Here is an 18,702-nt window from a genome sequence, read left to right as displayed (position 1 = left end):
GCTTGTTAACTACAAGATCATGAAATGTTTTTAATGTTTGAGACACCAATCTTAACAAATTAAATTGAAAATCTTCTATCTACCTCCCGGCGGACAATACATTTTCAAATAATCGGTAAACAAAGTTTTTAAATGCTCAGTAGTTCCTTCACCTTCACGAATACCATGCGTGCGGTTTGGGTACGGCATAAACTGAAATTGCTTGTTATGTTTTACCAATTCATTCACTAAAATTTCAGCATTTTGGTAGTGCACGTTATCATCGCCCGTACCATGAATTATCAATAAGTTGCCCTGTAAATTTTTAGCATATGTTACTGGCGAGCCATCAACATAATTCTCCATATTTTCTTGTGGCAACCCCATAAAACGTTCTTGATACACATTATCATAGGTCAATAAATTTGTAATAGCCGCCACCGATATACCAGTTTTATAAATTTCAGGATATTGAAACATCAAATTCAACGTGGTAGAACCTCCTCCACTCCATCCCCAAACAGCAATACGCTCGGGGTCTACAAAATTCCATTTCAATATTTCTTTAGCTGCCATGGCTTGGTCTTTTATATTCAACCTTCCAATATTTCTATAAATACTTTTGCGCCATTCCCTACCTTTTGGTGCTGGCGTACCTCGGTTGTCTAACGAGATATAAATATATCCATCATCTGCCATACTCCCCATATAGTTTCTGTTATTTCCAGCACCATAGGTATCTTTAACCGTAGCTGTTCCGGGTTCTGAATACACATAAAACACTACGGGATATTTTTTGGAAGCATCAAAATTGGTTGGTTTTACCATCCAACCGTCCATTTCGACACCTTCAGCAGTGGTTACTTTAAAAAACTCTACTTTTTTTGGAACTTCTAATTTAGATAAATTGGCTTCTATGCTGTAATCCACATTTATAGGCTGTTGTTTTTCGAAATTTATAAGTTCAGAAGCCGATTTTGTATAATGGTTTGAAAACGAATGGATAGCAAACGCACCCGTTGGTGATACATCATAACCATGTGTGCCTTGTAAGGTTTTCGAACTCACTAATTCCAATTTCCCTTTGCCATTTAACTTGGTTTTGTACAAATAACTTTGAGTAGCGTTGTTGGGCGACGCCATAAAATACACATAACCGTTTTTAGCATCTATGTACGATAGGTCTATAAAATCGTAGTTTCCATTGGTAATAAGCTGTTCTTTTTTCCCTTCTAAAGATACGTTATACAAATGCCTCCATCCATCTTTTTCGGTTGTCCACAAAATATTTTTGCCTTCATGATACCAAATAAAATTATTGGTAAAATCGAGTGCATATTTATCTCCTGGATGGTAAATATCTACCCAAGCTTTATCGGTTTCCTCGTAAATAAGTTTAGAAACGCCCGTATTAGGTTCAGAAACAAACAATTTACTTTGGTTTTGTTTTCTATTTAACTGTTGAATCAATAATTTTTCGGTAGAAGGAATAAATTCCATACGCACCAAATAATGTTGGCGGGCATCACCAGGCACATCCATCCAAGTGGTTTTGGCATCAGCAATAGTTACCACACCCACTTTACATGCCGAAGGTGTTTCGCCTACTTTTGGATATTCCAAAGGCACCAATTGTGAATATATGGAATCGGTATTATTTATCATGTAAAAGGTTTTGGTTTCGCTCGCATCAATTTGCCAATAAGCAATCGATTTACTATCAGGACTCCATCGAAATCCATCTCTACACGCAAATTCTTCTTCATAAACCCAATCAAACGTACCGTTAATTAAAGTTTCGGTACCATTGGCAGTTAAGGCTTTTATTTTTGAAGTGCTTAAGTCTTCCACATATATATTATTCCCACTTACATAAGCGGCATGGGTTCCATCGGGAGATATTTTGGCAAACATGAGCGACGACTCTGGCATGGTTTTACCAAGTTGTTGCAATGTACCTGTTGCCATATTCAACACCCAATAATCACCTTTCGTATTAATTCGCCAAACGCGTTTGGTGTTTGCAAACAGCAATACCTTTTTCTCGTCTTTTGAAAACGCAAAATAACTTACGCTTAGCGGTTCATTGCTACCTGTTGGTGTTAATTGTTCTTTGGATATCAATACTTTTGAATTGTTTGAAGGTAAGCTATATTGAACAATGCCTTCTTTTAGAATTCTGTAATACGAACTGCCATCTTTAGACCATTTGAACCCGCCTCCTTGGGAATAACTTAAAAACGACAATACCATAAAAACAAGCAAAATAGCCGTTGATTTCAGTCGCCATTTAAAATTGAAAATTTGCATAAACATCTATTTTATTGAATATTCTTCAATATTACTTAATTTGATTCATATTTATTGCGATTCTTTTAGCGTTTAACAGAACATTAAGAAAAACAAAAACTTAGAAACAAGAAAGCCCAAAACAAATGCTTTGGGCTTTTAATTATTTGGTTTCCGATTAATCGTTATGGTCGTCTTTCACGTTTTCATCTCTGTATTTACAGCATGGATGAACGGAATTATAAGCTTCATCGGTAGCTTTTAACCCTTTACTATCATGCCCTACTGCCGCCACACTTTTCTGTATGGTTTTTAAATCGGTTTTACGGGCATCATAAATAAGTTTCAACTCATGGGTTTTTACGTCCCAAATGGCACTTTTTACGCCTTTGGTACCAAAACATGCTTTTTCTATTCTAGATTTACACATCATACAAACGCCATCAACCTCTAAAAAAGCTTTTTCGTTTTTGTTTTGTGCGAATGTTAACATTCCTATTAATAGCATGGTAATTAATGATAGTTTTTTCATTTTATATTGTTTTTGTTAATTCTCGAAAAAATAAATTTATCGATTTGTTATTATTATTTTTTGCCACGAATACACAAATATATTATTTATGATTATTCGTGTATTGGTGGCAATTTTATATTCTATATCGCAACCCTGCATAATACATACTTCCAAAAATGGGACCGTATACAAAAGTGGTATCAAAATTCGAACCAAAAGGGTCGTCTGCAGCAATTATAGGATTGCTTTGCCTAACATTCGTAATGTTTTCACCGCCTAAATATAATTCAAATTTTGAAGAAAACACTTTGGTCACTTGGGCATTTAGCGTCGCCAATTTGGGCGTATTTGCAGCTACTTGATATTGCACAGGATTTGTGGTAGTTGAAAAAAAGCGTTGTTCTCCCAACCAATTTAATGTGGCATCAAACTTCCAATGGCCCGTGGCATTTTCTTTTACACTTGTTTCATAAGAAGCATTTGCAAAAAACCGATGTTTTGGTGTTAATGGTTTTTCCAATTCACCTGAATTATACTGGGTTTTCACTTCGTAAAATTTATAAGCTAATCGTAAATCGAAATTTTTGAACGCATTATAATTTACTTCTGTTTGAAAACTATTGGCAAAACTTTTTCCATCAAGATTATAAAAATTCACCTCTTGCGGATTTTCATAATCTACCACTACCTGATTGGTAAAATCGGTTTTATAAAAATCGACCGTTACATCTGCCTTTCTTCCAAAAAGATTAAAACCTTGTAAATATGATACGCCATAATTCCAAGCAATTTCAGGGTCTAAGCCATAAATCTTACCCGTTGTGTCTAAAATATTGATGGCTCTAGAGGTTGAAAACATGCTTTGGTTTTCGGCAAAAATATTGGCACTGCGCTTTCCACGACCAATAGAAGCTCTTAAAGCCGATTTTGCCCAAGGCGTGTAGCGTGCATGGATGCGTGGTGTTATAAAAGTTCCCAACAAATTATGAGTATCAACCCTAATACCTGCCGTTAAATTCAGCTTATCCAAATCGTCATAATTATATTCAAAAAACGCCCCTACAGAACGTTCAGTTCGCTCATAATCTGAAGCTAAATTTGGTGTGTCTAAAAACTCATCATAATGGTCGTAAGTATAACTTAAACCAGTTTTAATTTTATGTCGAGAATCGCTAATAATGGAATTATAAATCACGTTAGAATACAAACTATTATGTAAAATATCATACTGCTTCAAACCAAAATAAGAATCTTGTTTATGACTACTAAATGCCGTTTGAAAACTAACGCTTTGCCATGGGATTTCAGGGTTTACATAGCCCAATTTTACAGACAATTCGTAGCGTTTTGTATCTATTTCACTGCCCCATGCATTGGTGGTTAATTTATCGGTTTTAGGGTTAAAATCAAGTTCACCGGTTTGCTTTTCATCGTTTAAAAACTTCAAATTAATAAAACTTAAAAAGCCTTTTTCGGCATTGGTGTATTGCCAACGGTTCATCACATTAATTTGGTCGTATTGTGGCATGTCCAAAAACCCATCATTGTTCACATCATGCACACCGTGGTGCGTATTACCGTGAATATACAAACCCGTATCCCACCTGTTGCTTACCTTGGTGTTGATGTGTGTATTTAACTCCATACGTTCACTACTAGCGCCATATAAATTCACAAATAGCTTATCATCCATAGCAGGCTTCACCAATTCCGCATTTATTTGTCCCGCAATACTTTCATACCCGTTCACCACACTACCTGCACCTTTGGTAATTTGAATACTTTCAACCCAAGTACCAGGAATAAAACTCAAACCAAAAGCTTGCGAAGCGCCTCGAATGGACGGGATATTTTCTGTAGCAATTAAAATATACGGACTAGTTAAGCCCAACATTTTTATTTGGCGCGTTCCGGTTACGGCGTCGGCAAAATTAACATCGATGGATGGGTTGGTTTCAAAACTTTCAGACAAGTTACAGCATGCCGCTTTAAGCAATTCATCACTACTTACAGTAAACGTGTTGGCTGCTTGCAAGTACGATTTTGCCGTGGCCTGTTTTCTAGAGGTTACCGTTACAGCATCCAAATCATCAACAGGCTTTAACCAATGTTGTACAAATTTTGGCTGTTTAATAGTTAAGGTATCGGTTTTAAAACCCACATAACTAATCACCAATTTACTATGTTCTTTTGAGTAAGGTAATATGAATTTCCCGTCCACATTAGTCACCGTTCCAATACTGGTGTTTAGCCAATACACGTTGGCACCAGCTAAACCAATGTGTTCATTTTTATCATTAGCTTCCATAATCATCCCATTTACTTTTTCTTGGGATGCCATAAAAAGCGGAAGCATGAGTACTATATTTATTATTCGTTTCATTTTGGTTTTTAAATTTTAATGGGGCGTTACCACAAGGGTCGGGCTTTATGCGCTACACGGTAGCTTGCTTCAATCCCTAACGCAAGGGGCAACTCCGCGCCATATTAAGCCATACCAATTAACATGATAATTGCCATAACAATCATAACACTGTTTTCTATAAAGGTTGCTTTCGTCATTGGTAATTTTAAAGCGGTTCCTAAACAAGCACATTGAATCGATTTTTTATCGAGCAACGTTTTGGTTACACCCACCGTTGTAATACCTAAAATAATTAAGGTAATCACCAAGGCTATAGGAATTTCAATGCGCATTAAAAACAGAACCCCCAATGCTACTTCTATAAATGGATACACCCAACCATAAACAGGTATTACCTTAGCCAGGGGGTCGTACATTTTGAAACTTTCCGGAAAACCTTTTAAGTCCAACAGTTTAAAAAAGCTGAAAACCACGTAAAACAAGCCCATAAAATCGAGCATAAAACTGCTTCCGTCCCAAGGTTTATAGTTTAATAAGATAGCGGCTACTGTTATGTAACCAAATATTAAAAACAAGGGAAAAAGTTGTTGTAAATCGCCTTTTTCTGCTTCAGCTACCATCGGCGCTGTTTTAAAAACATTTTTTTCTGAAATGGTATATTTCTCGGGAAGTGCTTTTTGAATGGTATCGGTTTCAATATGTTTTGCCATTTCAATAACAGCTTCACCTTTTTCTAAATTTACGGTTGCATTGATGACACCATCTATCGTATTGAGTTTTTCCTCAACGGATGTTCTGCAACCATTACAGGTCATGCCTGTAACTGTATATGTATGTTTCATGATTTGTTTGAATTATTAATTTATGTAATGTAAATACAAGTGGATTCCTGCTTTTGCAGGAATGACAAGACATAAATTAATTTATCAAATTATGAAAACTTGGTCCAACACCTGAATATCGGCGACCAAATTTGGAGGAGAATAATCTTTATGGGGAACAATATGCTTCTCTAAACTTTCAAAAAGATTAACAAAAGCATAGCTAAATGTAGTGCTGAAAAGTTGTTGCTGAAAATCTAAATCATCAAAAGAAGTAAGTCTTAAATTTTCTTGCCCCTGAACAACATCCACTTCATCTTTACAACATATTTTTTTTGTGATGACTTCCTGTTCTTTTTCAAAAGCTTCCATAGCACATTTCTCAGCTTCGGCAAACACAGAAACACCTATTAAAACATCGCCACAAAAATGCTTTTCAACAGTAAAAGAAACCGTTGAAAACATTACAAGCAACGCCAATAGCACCGTAAAACTTTTATATAAAAATTGTTTTATCACGGTGCGAAAATACAAAAAATTAAAAGGTTCAACTTAACTTTATTATATGATTAACTCTTTAGCTTTTAAGCTTATTGTAATAAAAGGCTGGCAATAACAGTATTAAAATAACAGGCTGAATTAAAAACCGGCGCATGTTAAAAAACAAGTAATAATCTTCTTGACGTGGGTTAATTACAAAATATAAATAAATGGAAATTAGCACCACAAAAGCCAACATATAAATAAGCGCAGAAAACTTAACAATGCTTACATCTTTAAAAACCAAATACAAAATAGCTAAAGAAATACCGGTATTTAATAGATAACGCAACGAAGTGAATAGGGTTAGTTTAAAAATTTCGCGTCTGGGGCTATCAATATAAAGGTAGTCGTTTTGAAAAAAAGTTAGATACGGATCGTAAAACAATTCGTTTTCAAACAATCGTATTAAAATTAACAATCCTACTAAAACACCAAGCCATATGTATTTAGTAAACCTATGCATGTGTACCTTTTATTTTAGAAAATCGATTTACCCAAAATACCCATAATAAAAAAACGAGTCCGTAAATAATACCAGGAAACACCACACTATGCAAAATAGCTTGATGTTTAGGATAATGGTACAACAACAAACTTAAAAGGACAATGCGCACTAAATTCACAACATAAATTAAAACACTTCCCGACAGTATATAAAAAAAGGTAGTTTTCAAATTTGAAGCAAATGCTATTATAAACGATATAAATAAAATAATAACACTTATTGAATTACAGCCTTCAATAATCCGCGCCAAATACGTACCATTAATAATGATCTTCATGGAAGGCTCATCAGGATGTGGCATCATTTGTACATGATACCCCAAACTATTAAGCAAAGCTTCACTTTGAATTGCCACCAAATGCGTCATGTAATCGGGGTAGTATTTACTTCCATCAGAAAACTGCAAATAAAATTTATAGGCAACCGACAAAGCAATATACACCAACAAAAACGTAAGTATAAACTTTACAACTAACTTATATTTTAGAAGAAGTGACTTCAAAACAACATATAATTTAATTTAAGAAACCAGAATTTAAAGCTTTTATTCTTTCAATCATATCATTATTTGAATATCATTAAAGAAGGAATGTATTTACCTGTCTTACCTTTTGAAACTCTTACCGTATTTACAATAATTATAGTAAAATTATAAATATATAAAATGATTATTGGAATATAAGCTTTCAATACACCGAAAGGAGTTATATGCCTCACTATTCCACCAACTATACCTGTAAACAGCATAATGAAGTATGAAAAAAGTATAAGAGACCAAGTTATTTCAAAATTTAAAATTGATTTACCAAGCTCATTTACATTTTTTAATTTATCTTTTTTTAATACCCAAAAAACCAAAGGAATGATGATTCCCAAAATAGGGAAAAACAAAAACCCAAGGGTAGACAAACTCATTAATATCAAATATCCTTTATCTTCCTGAATTTTCCAATCAATAATTTCATCTGGAGTTGTATTTAACGCGATGGCTAATCTTTTTAAAGAATCGCCTCTTGGCACAGTTTCATTATTCTCAATTCTTTGAATTGTTCTTAAACTCAAACCAGAATTTTCGGCTAGTAATTCTTGCGTCATTCCTTTTTGGTTTCTTAGATCTTTTACTCTTTGTGATAAGTTCAAATTGTTCATTTTTTATATAATTTTAATTTGAAGTAAAAGTATTCTGAACTCTGCCATTTATGTTGCGCCTTTAATATGTCATTTTTACGTCATTTATGTCTAAGCATAATTTACGATGGTTTATTAAGGTTAAAATTATGCAAACCAAATATATAATTCATGGCTTTTTAAATACTTTTACCAAAACTTTTTGATTTTATGACTTTTGAACAACTAAAACCCCAAGTAGAAACCATTATTTTAAATACTGAAAAAACAGTTGATGAACGCCTATTAAGTATTTGCGAACTACTTGAAAAGCACATCCCTCATTACAATTGGGTAGGTTTTTATTTTAGAAATGGCGATAAGGAAGAATTAAAGTTAGGACCATATGTAGGTGCGCCAACAGACCATACCATCATCCCATTTGGAAAAGGTATTTGTGGGCAAGTAGCTGTTAGCAACCAGAATTTTGTGGTGCCCGATGTAACTGCCCAAGATAATTATATAGCTTGCAGCATTACTGTTAAAGCGGAAATTGTAATCCCTATTTTTGTGAATGGTGAAAATATTGGACAAATAGATATTGACTCCAACACGCCAGATCCTTTTACCGAAGAAGACGAATGCTTTTTAGAATTTGTTTGTAAGCAAGTTGCCACAATACTTTCATAATAAATTCCAATTTTAAAAATCCAAATTCCATTATAGTTTCATTTTCCATTGGAATTTGGATTTTATTTTTTTTTGAAATCTCATTTCCTGTTAATAAATTGAGGATTTAGTTAAAAAATCACCTTGTTTTTTGCTTTATAAATAGTTGTATTTTAGTTGAAATAACTACTTTTGCACCTTAATTCAAGGTTAACAAAATGAGCAACGAAAAAACAGTAAAATCAGCATTAATTTCCGTTTTTAGTAAAGACGGTTTAGAACCTATTGTTAGAAAACTAAACGAGCAAGGTGTAACTATTTATTCAACTGGTGGCACCCAAACTTTTATTAACGATTTAGGTATTAATGTGGTTCCTGTAGAAGAAGTTACATCGTACCCATCCATACTTGGTGGTCGTGTAAAAACTTTACACCCTAAAGTATTTGGTGGTATTTTAAACAGACAAAACCACGAAGGCGATATTAAGGAATTATCGGAATACGAAATCCCTCAAATAGATGTGGTTATTGTTGATTTATACCCATTTGAAAAAACAGTAGCTTCGGGCGCTAGCCCACAAGATATTATTGAAAAAATTGATATAGGTGGTATTTCATTAATTAGAGCTGCCGCTAAAAACTTTGCCGATGTTATTTGTGTGGCATCAGTGGATGATTATGCAGAGTTTTTAGAATTGATTTCAGCAAATAACGGAAGCATTTCAGAAGAAGACAGAAGACGTTTTGCTGCAAAAGCTTTCAATGTTTCTTCACATTACGATACGGCTATTTTTAATTACTTCAACCAAAACCAAGAAGAAACTGTTTTAAAAATTAGCGAAACCAACGGTAAAGTATTGCGTTATGGCGAAAACCCACACCAAAAAGGTTTTTTCTTTGGCGATTTTGATGCCATGTTCACTAAATTAAACGGTAAAGAACTAAGTTACAATAATTTATTAGATGTTGACGCCGCTGTAAACTTAATAAACGAGTTTAAGGGCGAAGCACCAACCTTTGCCATTTTAAAACACAACAACGCTTGTGGTTTTGCACAAAGCAACAGCATACACCAAGCTTACAAAGATGCCTTAGCTGGCGACCCAGTTTCTGCTTTTGGTGGTGTTTTAATAAGTAATACAGAAATTGATAAAGCGACCGCTGAAGAAATAAGCAGTTTATTCTGCGAGGTTATCATTGCGCCTTCTTACAATGCCGAAGCTTTAGAAATATTAAAAGGAAAGAAAAACAGAATCATTTTAATTTTAAATGATGTTGAATTGCCACAAACCAACGTTAGAAGTTGTTTAAACGGTATTTTAGTTCAGGACAGAAACAATGTTACCGATACCATTGAAGGTTTAACATACGTTACCAATACCAAACCAACTCAAAACGATTTAGACGATTTAATATTTGCTTCAAAAATTTGTAAGCACACCAAATCGAACACCATTGTTTTAGTGAAAAACAAAAAATTATTGGCTAGCGGAACGGGGCAAACCAGTCGTGTTGATGCCTTAGAGCAAGCCATTCATAAAGCAAAAACCTTTAATTTCGATTTAAACGGTGCTGTTATGGCAAGTGATGCATTTTTCCCATTCCCAGATTGTGTAGAAATAGCGAACAAAGCAGGTATTTCAGCCGTAATTCAACCAGGTGGATCTATTAAGGACCAGTTGAGTATAGATTATTGCAATGAAAACAATGTAGCGATGGTTATGACAGGTACACGCCATTTCAAACATTAAAAAATAAAAATCCCATTATAAAAGAGAGCACAATAATATAGTGCTCTCTTTTTTTTGAAATCAATTATAAATAATTAACCTCCCCTTATAAGTTAAAAATCCAATAATTTACTTAATCGATATATTAATAGCCCCAATTGAATTAAAACAGCTGCCATTAATAATAGCATAAAGTAGTATGATTTCGATTTCCGAGTTATTTTTTTTGTAATCATCCCTGATTTAATTTTTAGTTTATTCCGTTTTAGTAACATTTTCAGAAACATTTAGTTTATTAAAGTGTTCTGTTTTCTTTTATAAAATTAATACTTAACTAAAGGTTACAGGGAAAAATTGGCATAAAGCCGGTTTTTTTATCCATAAGAATGGATAATTAAAACAAATATGCACACAAAACTATTTGCTGCTTTTACTTTTTTAAAATGAAGTTACTTTAAGGTAGGAAGTTTTTTTAAAATATCCTTATAGTTTTCACTAAGTGTTACTTTATGGTTTCCAGCTAAAACTATAAGATTATCAGCAGGTACAATCTCCATTATTTTTTCTGAATTTACAATGTAGTTTCTATGGGTTCTTAAAAACACCGAACCATCTAACAATTTCAGCATTTTTGTTAGAGATATAAGAATTACGAATTTTTCCTTTTCAGTGATGATATTACAGTATTTCTCTTCTACTTCAATATATATAATATCGGCAATTAGTGCTTTTTTTAACGACTTACCCTTCTTAATAAACAGATACTCTTTGCTTATAATCGTATCTTCTTCGTCTCCTAAAAACACATCGGTTTGTGTATAGAATTTTTCAACAGCCATTTCCAAAGCATATAGAATTTCCAACTCATTAAACGGCTTCATCAAATAACTAAAAGGTTGTGTTAATTTGGCGCGTTCAAATATTTGCCTATCGGTAGAACTGGTTAAAAACACAAATGGTTTTGATGCACCAGGACTCGCGTTTATGGTTTCGGCAAAAGAAATACCATCTGGATTTCCATTCAAAAAAATATCAATAACAACAATGTCTATTTTATTTGCATAGAACATTTCTAAAGCAGTTTTAAAACTAGTTGCTACACCAACAATATTGTAACTATTAGCCTTAAGTACGGCCGTTAAAGCGCTACTTTCAGATGGTGTATCTTCTACTATAAGTACATTTACATGGTCCATGTTATGTTGTTTTAGGTAAAGATACAATCATTTTCGTTCCTTTTCCTAATTCACTTTCTATTGAAAATTTTCCCTTATTCTTTTTAATCATCGATTTGCATAATTGCAAGCCCAACCCGGTGCCGATAATGTTTTCGTGTTCTTTTTTAGACAACAAAACAGTATCGTTAAGCAACTCTAAACGGGCCGTTTCACTCATGCCCAACCCAGAATCTTCAACAACCAAATCGCAATAGGTTTCATTCGTATTTAGCGTATAAATTTTAATGCTGCCATTTGCTTTTGAAAATTTAATAGCATTGTCCAACAAATTTCGCAACACAATTTTTAACGATTCTTGATCAGCCAAAACAACATCTTTTTTTGAAACCGTATTTTCAAACTGCACGTTTTTCTCCAACATTAACGGCTTGTAGTTATAAGCCACTTGCTCTACTATAAAGAACAGACGGAGGGATGTAATTTCAAAATATGATTGTTTGGTTTGCAACAATGCCCAATGCAATAAGTTGTCCAACAAATTGTAAGCCCCATTTACAATAGCACTGTTGTTTTGCAACAAGCCATCTAGCGCAACTAAATTTCTAGATTCTAAATTGTCCAACAATGTGGCATTACTTGTTTTTAAAGCATTTACCGAAGACCTCAAATCGTGGCTTACAATGGAGAAAAGTTTATCTTTTGTGGCGTTCAACTCATCTAAGTTTTCCTTTTGCGCTACTATAATTCTATTCGTTTTTATTTTTTCTTTATAGAAATACATGGTAACACCCAATAGTAACAATAACACCACCGCCGAATAAAACAAACCATTTCTCTCTATTACTTTTGCTTTGTTTTCGGCCTGCAATAAACTAACTTCCTTTTGTTTTTCTTTAACCGCAAATTCTTTTTCAATCTTTGCTACTTCATAAATTTTATTTTGATCGTTTAAAGAATCGTTCCATTTTTCATACTCTTTTCGGTAAGTTAAAGCTTTTTCAAAATCTTTTCTATTTTCTTCAACTACCGCCATATTAAGGGTGGCTATTCTTTTGGAATCAGTTTTTTTTATATGCTTAGAAAGCTGATATGCTTTTTCAAAATAAGGTATAGCCAAGTCATCTTTATATAGCTCATAATATAAGTTTGCAATGGCTCCATAAGCTGCAACCAAACCCAAAGTGTCTTTTGTTTTTTTATTAAAGTCTACGTTTTCAATCAAATATTGTTCTGCTTTATCAAACTCTTTTAAATGCAAATAACAGACTCCTAAATTTTGAAAAACTTCGCTTTTTTTTAAATATCGATAATTTTCACTTGACAATTTGGTTAACGGTTCTAAATAAGCAATGGCTTGTTTGAATTCATTTTCTTCAATTACAATTTCTCCTAGACGCTTTTTTACAATAAAATCAAATTGAAATTCTGGTGCTATTAAATGAAACTCTTTCTTAGCTTCCTGATATAACTTTTTTACCTTGAAACTATATCCTCTAAAATAATGGGCATAATTAGCCAGATCAACATGCTGCTTTGCTTCATTGAGATGGTGCATGGAATATACTAAAGTAGAATCCCAGTTGTTTTCTATATAAAACATTCCGGCCTTTTTAAAATTAGAATAAGCCTTATACTGGTTTACTTTATTTTGAACTTCAATATCAAATAAACTCTTTTTTTCTTGTTCCTGGGAATACAGGAAACCACCAAAAAGTATGGATACTAAATAAAAACTATTAATAATCGTTTTTCTGAAAATTGAATACATGAAAACAAATATATCCAAAAAAATAACCAGTAGTTCTTACCACTGGCTATTTTACTTTATTTATTTGAAATAAAATTCTTAATTCCCATGACCTTCTACTGGTGTAACAGTGCCTCTAGAAGTTACGGGGTCTTCATCCCACAAGTAAGACTCAATGTTTTTAATAGATTTGTTTGGGTCTTCTATTTCAAAACTAAAAGTATATGGATATAATGCATTAGGTATTTCTTCTTCATAATCGTAAACAAAATAAACATCTTGGGTATCTCCTGTTAAAGGTTGTGCAATATAAACATCCAAACTATTTATATCATCTGCCGCATCAATATAAACGGTGGCAGTAATGGTAATGGCCGTTCCGCTTTCTACAGCACTTACATTATTTGGAGGTAGAGGTGTTACTGTGGTTTGGGTTGAAGGGCTTATTATAGGGCCTTTCTGCAAATTTGTAATTGTAGTTAAAAAAACAGTTCCTGGGGGCAATACTTTGTCTTCGGTATTCATAAATTATATTTTGGTTAAAAATTAATACTTAGGCTTTATTATATGATGCTTTTTTAAAGTTTTGAACAACAAATACGCTCAAAGAAACAATAAAATATTTAGGATTGAAAAAAAAAGGAATAAGAGAATCATTCATTAGCATTAAGTAATGAAAACAGAGCACAAGAGCCTTTTTTACGACCTAAAATTTTAAATTCAGTACAATCACGATGTCAACTACTTAAAGAAAAAACACTCCTAAAAAAGCTAACAAGATTGCACTTTTTTGATGAAGCGCACGTTAAAGAAAATTAATTATACAACTAAACATAATAAACTCTTTTTTTTTATTTAGATTTATTACTTTTACAGCATTCGATTTTAAACCTCTAATACTACTTTACAGCTTATGGGCTTTTTTGACTTCCTGACCGAAGAAATTGCAATAGATTTAGGTACTGCAAATACTCTTATAATACATAATGACAAAGTTGTTGTTGATGCACCTTCAATAGTAGCACGCGATCGAATTTCGGGAAAAATCATTGCCGTAGGTCAAGAGGCTGCTTTAATGCAGGGCAAAACGCATGAAAACATCAAAACCATTCGCCCGCTAAAAGATGGAGTTATTGCCGATTTTGATGCTTCAGAACAAATGATAAGTATGTTTATTAAAAACATACCTGCATTAAAAAAGAAGTTTTTTACACCTGCACTAAGAATGGTTGTTTGTATTCCATCGGGGATTACAGAAGTAGAGATGCGTGCGGTAAAAGAAAGTGCAGAGCGTGTTAATGGCAAAGAGGTTTACTTAATACACGAACCTATGGCTGCGGCAATTGGTATTGGTGTTGATATTATGCAACCCAAAGGAAATATGGTGGTAGATATAGGTGGTGGCACAACCGAAATTGCTGTAATTGCATTAGGTGGTATTGTGTGTGATAAATCGGTTAAAATTGCAGGAGACGTTTTTACAAACGATATAGTTTACTACATGCGTACACAACATAACTTATATGTTGGAGAACGTACTGCTGAAAAAATTAAAATTCAAATTGGCGCTGCTACCGAAGATTTAGATTTACCTCCAGAAGACATGAGCGTTCAAGGGCGTGATTTGCTAACGGGCAAACCTAAACAAGTATCTATTTCTTTTAGAGAAATTGCAAAAGCTTTGGATAAATCTATTTTACGTATTGAAGATGCGGTTATGGAAACCTTATCGCAAACACCTCCTGAATTAGCTGCCGATATTTACAACACAGGTATTTATTTAGCTGGTGGTGGTTCTATGCTACGTGGATTGGACAAACGTTTATCCCAAAAAACAGATCTTCCTGTTTATATTGCTGAAGATCCTTTAAGAGCGGTGGTAAGAGGTACAGGGATAACCCTTAAAAATTTAGCCAAATACAAAAGCGTCTTGATTAAATAGGCTTATAAACCATGCAACAGATTATTAATTTTATAATAAGAAACAAAAACTTTTTGTTATCCTTGTTGCTGTTTTCTATTTCCATGGTTTTTACCATTCAAACGCATTCCTACCATAAAAGTAAGTTTATAAACTCTGCTAATTTTTTAACTGGAGGTGTTTACAATTCCATTAATAATTTTACGGCGTATTTGAATTTGAAATCGCAAAACCAAGTATTGGCAGAAGAAAACAGTCGCTTAAAAATGCTGTTGTTTAATTCTGAAAACAAAAAAGATTCCATCTATTTGGACACGGTTAGTTATGGCGGGACTTACAAATTCACTCTAGCAAATGTTATTAGGAACACCTACTCTGGAGCCAACAACGTACTACTTTTAAACCGAGGAAAAAATGATGGTTTAAAACAAGATTTAGGTGTAATAAGCTCTAAAGGTATTGTTGGTATTGTAGATGGTACGAGCAAGCGCTATGCAACTGTTATTTCGGTATTAAATACGGTTAATAAGATTAGCGCGCAACTAAAAAAAACAAATCATTTTGGCACACTTTACTGGGATGCAAAATCCCCCTATTACATTCAACTTATAGATATTCCTAAAATAGCACCTATTGTAAAAGGCGATACGATTATTACATCCGGCAGGTCATCCATTTTCCCGAAAGGAATCCCTATTGGAGTTATAAATGATTTTAAGCTTGATGCTGCCGAAAATTATTATGAGATAAATATCAAACTGTTTAATGATATGACCAATCTTGAACATGTTTACACCATTGAAAATATTGATGCAGATGAAATTGACAGATTACTAAACGCAAAAGCCAATGAATAACTCTGTATTTTTACATATTGCGCGTTTTATTTCATTGGTTTTCTTTCAAGTGGTCTTGTTTAATAACATCAATTTTTTGGGTTATATCAACCCTTATATTTACATTATGTTTATTGCGTTGTTTCCTGTAAAAAACAACCGATTTATTATAATTTTTTTAAGTTTCCTACTAGGTTTATCAATTGATTTATTTTCAGATACTGGTGGCATACATGCCGCAGCCTGCGTGTTTATTGCATATATAAGACCCGTAATTCTAAAATTTTCTTTTGGAATGATTTATGAACACCAAACCATAAAATTTACCAGTGTTGAATTCGGCGAAAAACTAACCTATCTAACCATACTCACGTTTTTGCATCACTTCATGTTGTTCTTTTTAGAAATGTTTAGTGTTTCCCAAATAATATTAGTGCTTCAAAAAACGTTATTCTCAAGTATTTTTACTATTTTATTAATCCTAATTATAACCATTATTTTTAGTAAAAAAACAAAATGAGACGATTCTTACTTGTAGGCGCCATAGCGGTTGTTGGACTCATATTTATCTCCAGGCTTTTCTATTTACAAATATATAGTGGTGGCATTCTGGATTTATATGAAGATAACGCCATTAGAAAGGTTTACGATTACCCAAAACGCGGTTTTATTTTCGACAGAAACGGCGAATTGTTGGTATCCAACCAACCTTCATACGATGTTATGTTTATTCCGCGTGAGGTTAAACCTTTAGATACGGTAGAGTTTTGTAATTTGTTGAAAATTGATAAAGCTAGGTTTAAAGAGATATTTGAAAAAGCTTACCATTATTCGCCTTGGTTACCTTCCGTTTTCATTCCGCATTTATCAAAAGAAGATTATGCCAGTTTACAGGAAAAAATGCGAAAGTTTGAAGGTTTTTATATCCAAAAGCGTTCATTAAGACATTATGAAACTTCTATTGGCGCCAACGTTTTAGGCGATATTGGTGAAGTGAACGATGCCATTATAGCCAGAGACCCTTATTATAAAATGGGAGACCTTATAGGCAAGCAAGGTATTGAAGTATCATACGAAAAAACATTACGTGGCGTAAAGGGCATCAAGTTTATTCAAAAAGACAGATTTAATAGAGATTTGGGGCCTTATAAAGATGGCATTTACGACACCTTGCCAAAACCCGGAAGCGATATTACCATAACTATTGATGCAAAACTACAGGCGTATGGCGAACTCCTTATGCAAAATAAACATGGAGGTATTATTGCCATAGAACCCAGTAGTGGTGAAATTCTGACTATGGTTTCTACACCAACCTACAACCCAAATTTATTGGTGGGCCGCCAGCGTTCTGTTAACTTTACAAAATTATATAACGATAGCATCAATAAACCTTTATATGACAGAGGTCTTCAAGCCATGTACCCGCCTGGGTCGCCATTTAAAATCTTAAATGCCCTTATTGGTTTACAAGAACAAGTGGTAACCACCGAAGACCGATTTTCATGCAACCATGGGTATAGCTATGGTGGCAGAAAAATGGGATGCCATGGACACCCAAGTCCTGTGGCGATGAATGGAGGTATATATAATTCCTGTAACGCCTATTTTGCTAATGTTTATAGACGAATTATAGACAAAAACAAAAGTCCTGCCGAAGGCTTGGATAAATGGAGCAACCATGTAAAAAGTTTTGGTTTAGGCAATTATTTAAATAACGATTTATCGGTTGGGCAACCAGGAAAAATACCTACAAGTAAAACTTACGACCAACTTTATGGCAAAGGTAGATGGGGAAGCACCTTCAACTTATCAAACTCCATTGGGCAAGGTGAAGTTTTAACAACACCCATTCAATTGGCCAATATGACGGCTGCCATCGCCAATCGCGGTTACTACTTCACGCCTCATATTATAAAACATATTGAAGGCCATACTATTGATGAAAAGTACACCACACCAAACCACACCACCATAAATAAAGAACATTTTGAGCCTATTATACAAGGTATGTTTGATGTTTACAACCATGGTACGGCCGCCAGTGTTCAAATAAAAGGTATTGAAATTTGTGGTAAAACAGGTACTGCCGAAAACTTTGTGAAAGTTAATGGCCAACGCATGCAACTTACAGACCATTCCATATTTATCGCATTTGCACCAAAAGACAACCCAAAAATTGCATTGGCTGTATTTGTTGAGAACGGGTATTGGGGCGCAAGATTTGCTGGTAAAATTGCCAGTTTAATGATTGAAAAATATCTTTATGACAATATTACCAGAACCGATATGGAAGAATATCTTTTACATCATACATTAGAGCACGAGTACCAAAAACCATATTCAGGAAAACCTTTTGGCATCAATAAGAATACAACTTTAGAATTTGTGGATGAGCCAGAATACAAACATCTTAAAGAGCTATTGAATGAATTAAATAGCAAATCCAGAGATCCTGAGGAAATAAAGAAAAATCAAGGTGCTAATTTATAAATGAC

Annotated in this window: 17 protein-coding genes; 6 read left to right on the top strand and 11 right to left on the bottom strand. The window is 33.8% G+C overall.

The features are described from left to right. Positions 1-75: 75 nt before the first annotated feature. From J8H85_RS04760 to J8H85_RS04725, 8 genes are all read right to left on the bottom strand, one after another. The gene (locus J8H85_RS04760) at positions 76-2,289 is read right to left on the bottom strand and encodes a S9 family peptidase (RefSeq protein WP_209653173.1); all 2,214 of its coding nucleotides are present in this window, start codon (positions 2,287-2,289) and stop codon (positions 76-78) included. A gap of 157 nt (positions 2,290-2,446) precedes the next feature. Continuing rightward, positions 2,447-2,800 carry a heavy-metal-associated domain-containing protein gene (locus tag J8H85_RS04755; protein WP_209653171.1) on the bottom strand — a complete coding sequence of 118 codons (354 nt, stop codon included), beginning with the start codon at positions 2,798-2,800 and terminating at the stop codon, positions 2,447-2,449. A 115-nt stretch (positions 2,801-2,915) separates the two neighbouring features. Then, positions 2,916-5,165 carry a TonB-dependent receptor gene (locus tag J8H85_RS04750; protein WP_209653169.1) on the bottom strand — a complete coding sequence of 750 codons (2,250 nt, stop codon included), beginning with the start codon at positions 5,163-5,165 and terminating at the stop codon, positions 2,916-2,918. Between the two features lie 104 nt (positions 5,166-5,269). Further along, positions 5,270-5,989, bottom strand: a complete 720-nt coding sequence (locus tag J8H85_RS04745) for a heavy-metal-associated domain-containing protein (RefSeq protein ID WP_209653167.1) — start codon at positions 5,987-5,989, stop codon at positions 5,270-5,272. An 84-nt stretch (positions 5,990-6,073) separates the two neighbouring features. After that, positions 6,074-6,487 (bottom strand): HYC_CC_PP family protein, encoded by a 414-nt coding sequence (locus J8H85_RS04740; protein WP_317194980.1) that lies wholly within the window; start codon positions 6,485-6,487, stop codon positions 6,074-6,076. A 58-nt stretch (positions 6,488-6,545) separates the two neighbouring features. Beyond that, complete coding sequence (locus J8H85_RS04735; protein WP_209653165.1) at positions 6,546-6,974, bottom strand: exosortase F system-associated membrane protein; 429 nt, start codon at positions 6,972-6,974, stop codon at positions 6,546-6,548. Then, entirely contained in the window at positions 6,967-7,518 is a 552-nt protein-coding gene (gene xrtF, locus J8H85_RS04730; RefSeq protein ID WP_209653163.1) for an exosortase family protein XrtF, read from the bottom strand. The genes J8H85_RS04735 and xrtF overlap by 8 nt, the downstream gene beginning before the upstream one ends. Before the next feature lie 62 nt (positions 7,519-7,580). Beyond that, positions 7,581-8,165 (bottom strand): helix-turn-helix domain-containing protein, encoded by a 585-nt coding sequence (locus J8H85_RS04725; RefSeq protein WP_209653161.1) that lies wholly within the window; start codon positions 8,163-8,165, stop codon positions 7,581-7,583. 189 nt (positions 8,166-8,354) lie between these two features. Here J8H85_RS04725 and J8H85_RS04720 point away from each other — a divergent pair, with 189 nt between their 5' ends. Then, positions 8,355-8,813, top strand: coding sequence for a GAF domain-containing protein (locus J8H85_RS04720; RefSeq protein WP_209653159.1), 459 nt, complete (start codon positions 8,355-8,357; stop codon positions 8,811-8,813). 197 nt (positions 8,814-9,010) lie between these two features. Beyond that, complete coding sequence (gene purH, locus J8H85_RS04715; RefSeq protein ID WP_209653157.1) at positions 9,011-10,543, top strand: bifunctional phosphoribosylaminoimidazolecarboxamide formyltransferase/IMP cyclohydrolase; 1,533 nt, start codon at positions 9,011-9,013, stop codon at positions 10,541-10,543. Positions 10,544-10,971: 428 nt separating this feature from the next. Here the strand turns inward: purH and J8H85_RS04710 are convergent, their stop codons facing one another. From J8H85_RS04710 to J8H85_RS04700, 3 genes are all read right to left on the bottom strand, one after another. Further along, the gene (locus J8H85_RS04710) at positions 10,972-11,718 is read right to left on the bottom strand and encodes a LytR/AlgR family response regulator transcription factor (RefSeq protein ID WP_209653155.1); all 747 of its coding nucleotides are present in this window, start codon (positions 11,716-11,718) and stop codon (positions 10,972-10,974) included. Between the two features lies 1 nt (position 11,719). Continuing rightward, a complete protein-coding gene (locus tag J8H85_RS04705) occupies positions 11,720-13,468 on the bottom strand; it encodes a tetratricopeptide repeat-containing sensor histidine kinase (protein ID WP_209653153.1) in 1,749 nt (582 codons plus the stop codon). A gap of 78 nt (positions 13,469-13,546) precedes the next feature. Continuing rightward, complete coding sequence (locus tag J8H85_RS04700) at positions 13,547-13,972, bottom strand: hypothetical protein (protein WP_209653151.1); 426 nt, start codon at positions 13,970-13,972, stop codon at positions 13,547-13,549. Between the two features lie 388 nt (positions 13,973-14,360). Here J8H85_RS04700 and J8H85_RS04695 point away from each other — a divergent pair, with 388 nt between their 5' ends. From J8H85_RS04695 to J8H85_RS04680, 4 genes are read left to right on the top strand one after another with little or no spacing between them, the layout of a single operon-like run. Then, on the top strand, positions 14,361-15,389 hold the full coding sequence (locus J8H85_RS04695; protein ID WP_209653149.1) for a rod shape-determining protein: 1,029 nt from the start codon (positions 14,361-14,363) through the stop codon (positions 15,387-15,389). A gap of 11 nt (positions 15,390-15,400) precedes the next feature. After that, entirely contained in the window at positions 15,401-16,225 is an 825-nt protein-coding gene (gene mreC / locus J8H85_RS04690; protein WP_209653146.1) for a rod shape-determining protein MreC, read from the top strand. Then, a complete protein-coding gene (locus tag J8H85_RS04685) occupies positions 16,218-16,724 on the top strand; it encodes a rod shape-determining protein MreD (protein WP_209653144.1) in 507 nt (168 codons plus the stop codon). The genes mreC and J8H85_RS04685 overlap by 8 nt, the downstream gene beginning before the upstream one ends. Beyond that, a complete protein-coding gene (locus tag J8H85_RS04680; protein WP_209653143.1) occupies positions 16,721-18,697 on the top strand; it encodes a peptidoglycan D,D-transpeptidase FtsI family protein in 1,977 nt (658 codons plus the stop codon). The genes J8H85_RS04685 and J8H85_RS04680 overlap by 4 nt, the downstream gene beginning before the upstream one ends. Positions 18,698-18,702 lie beyond the last annotated feature (5 nt).

Origin of the sequence: Mariniflexile gromovii, assembly GCF_017814435.1 — a bacterium.
GTDB lineage: Bacteria > Bacteroidota > Bacteroidia > Flavobacteriales > Flavobacteriaceae > Mariniflexile > Mariniflexile gromovii.
This window is presented reverse-complemented; position numbering and strand designations above follow the sequence as displayed.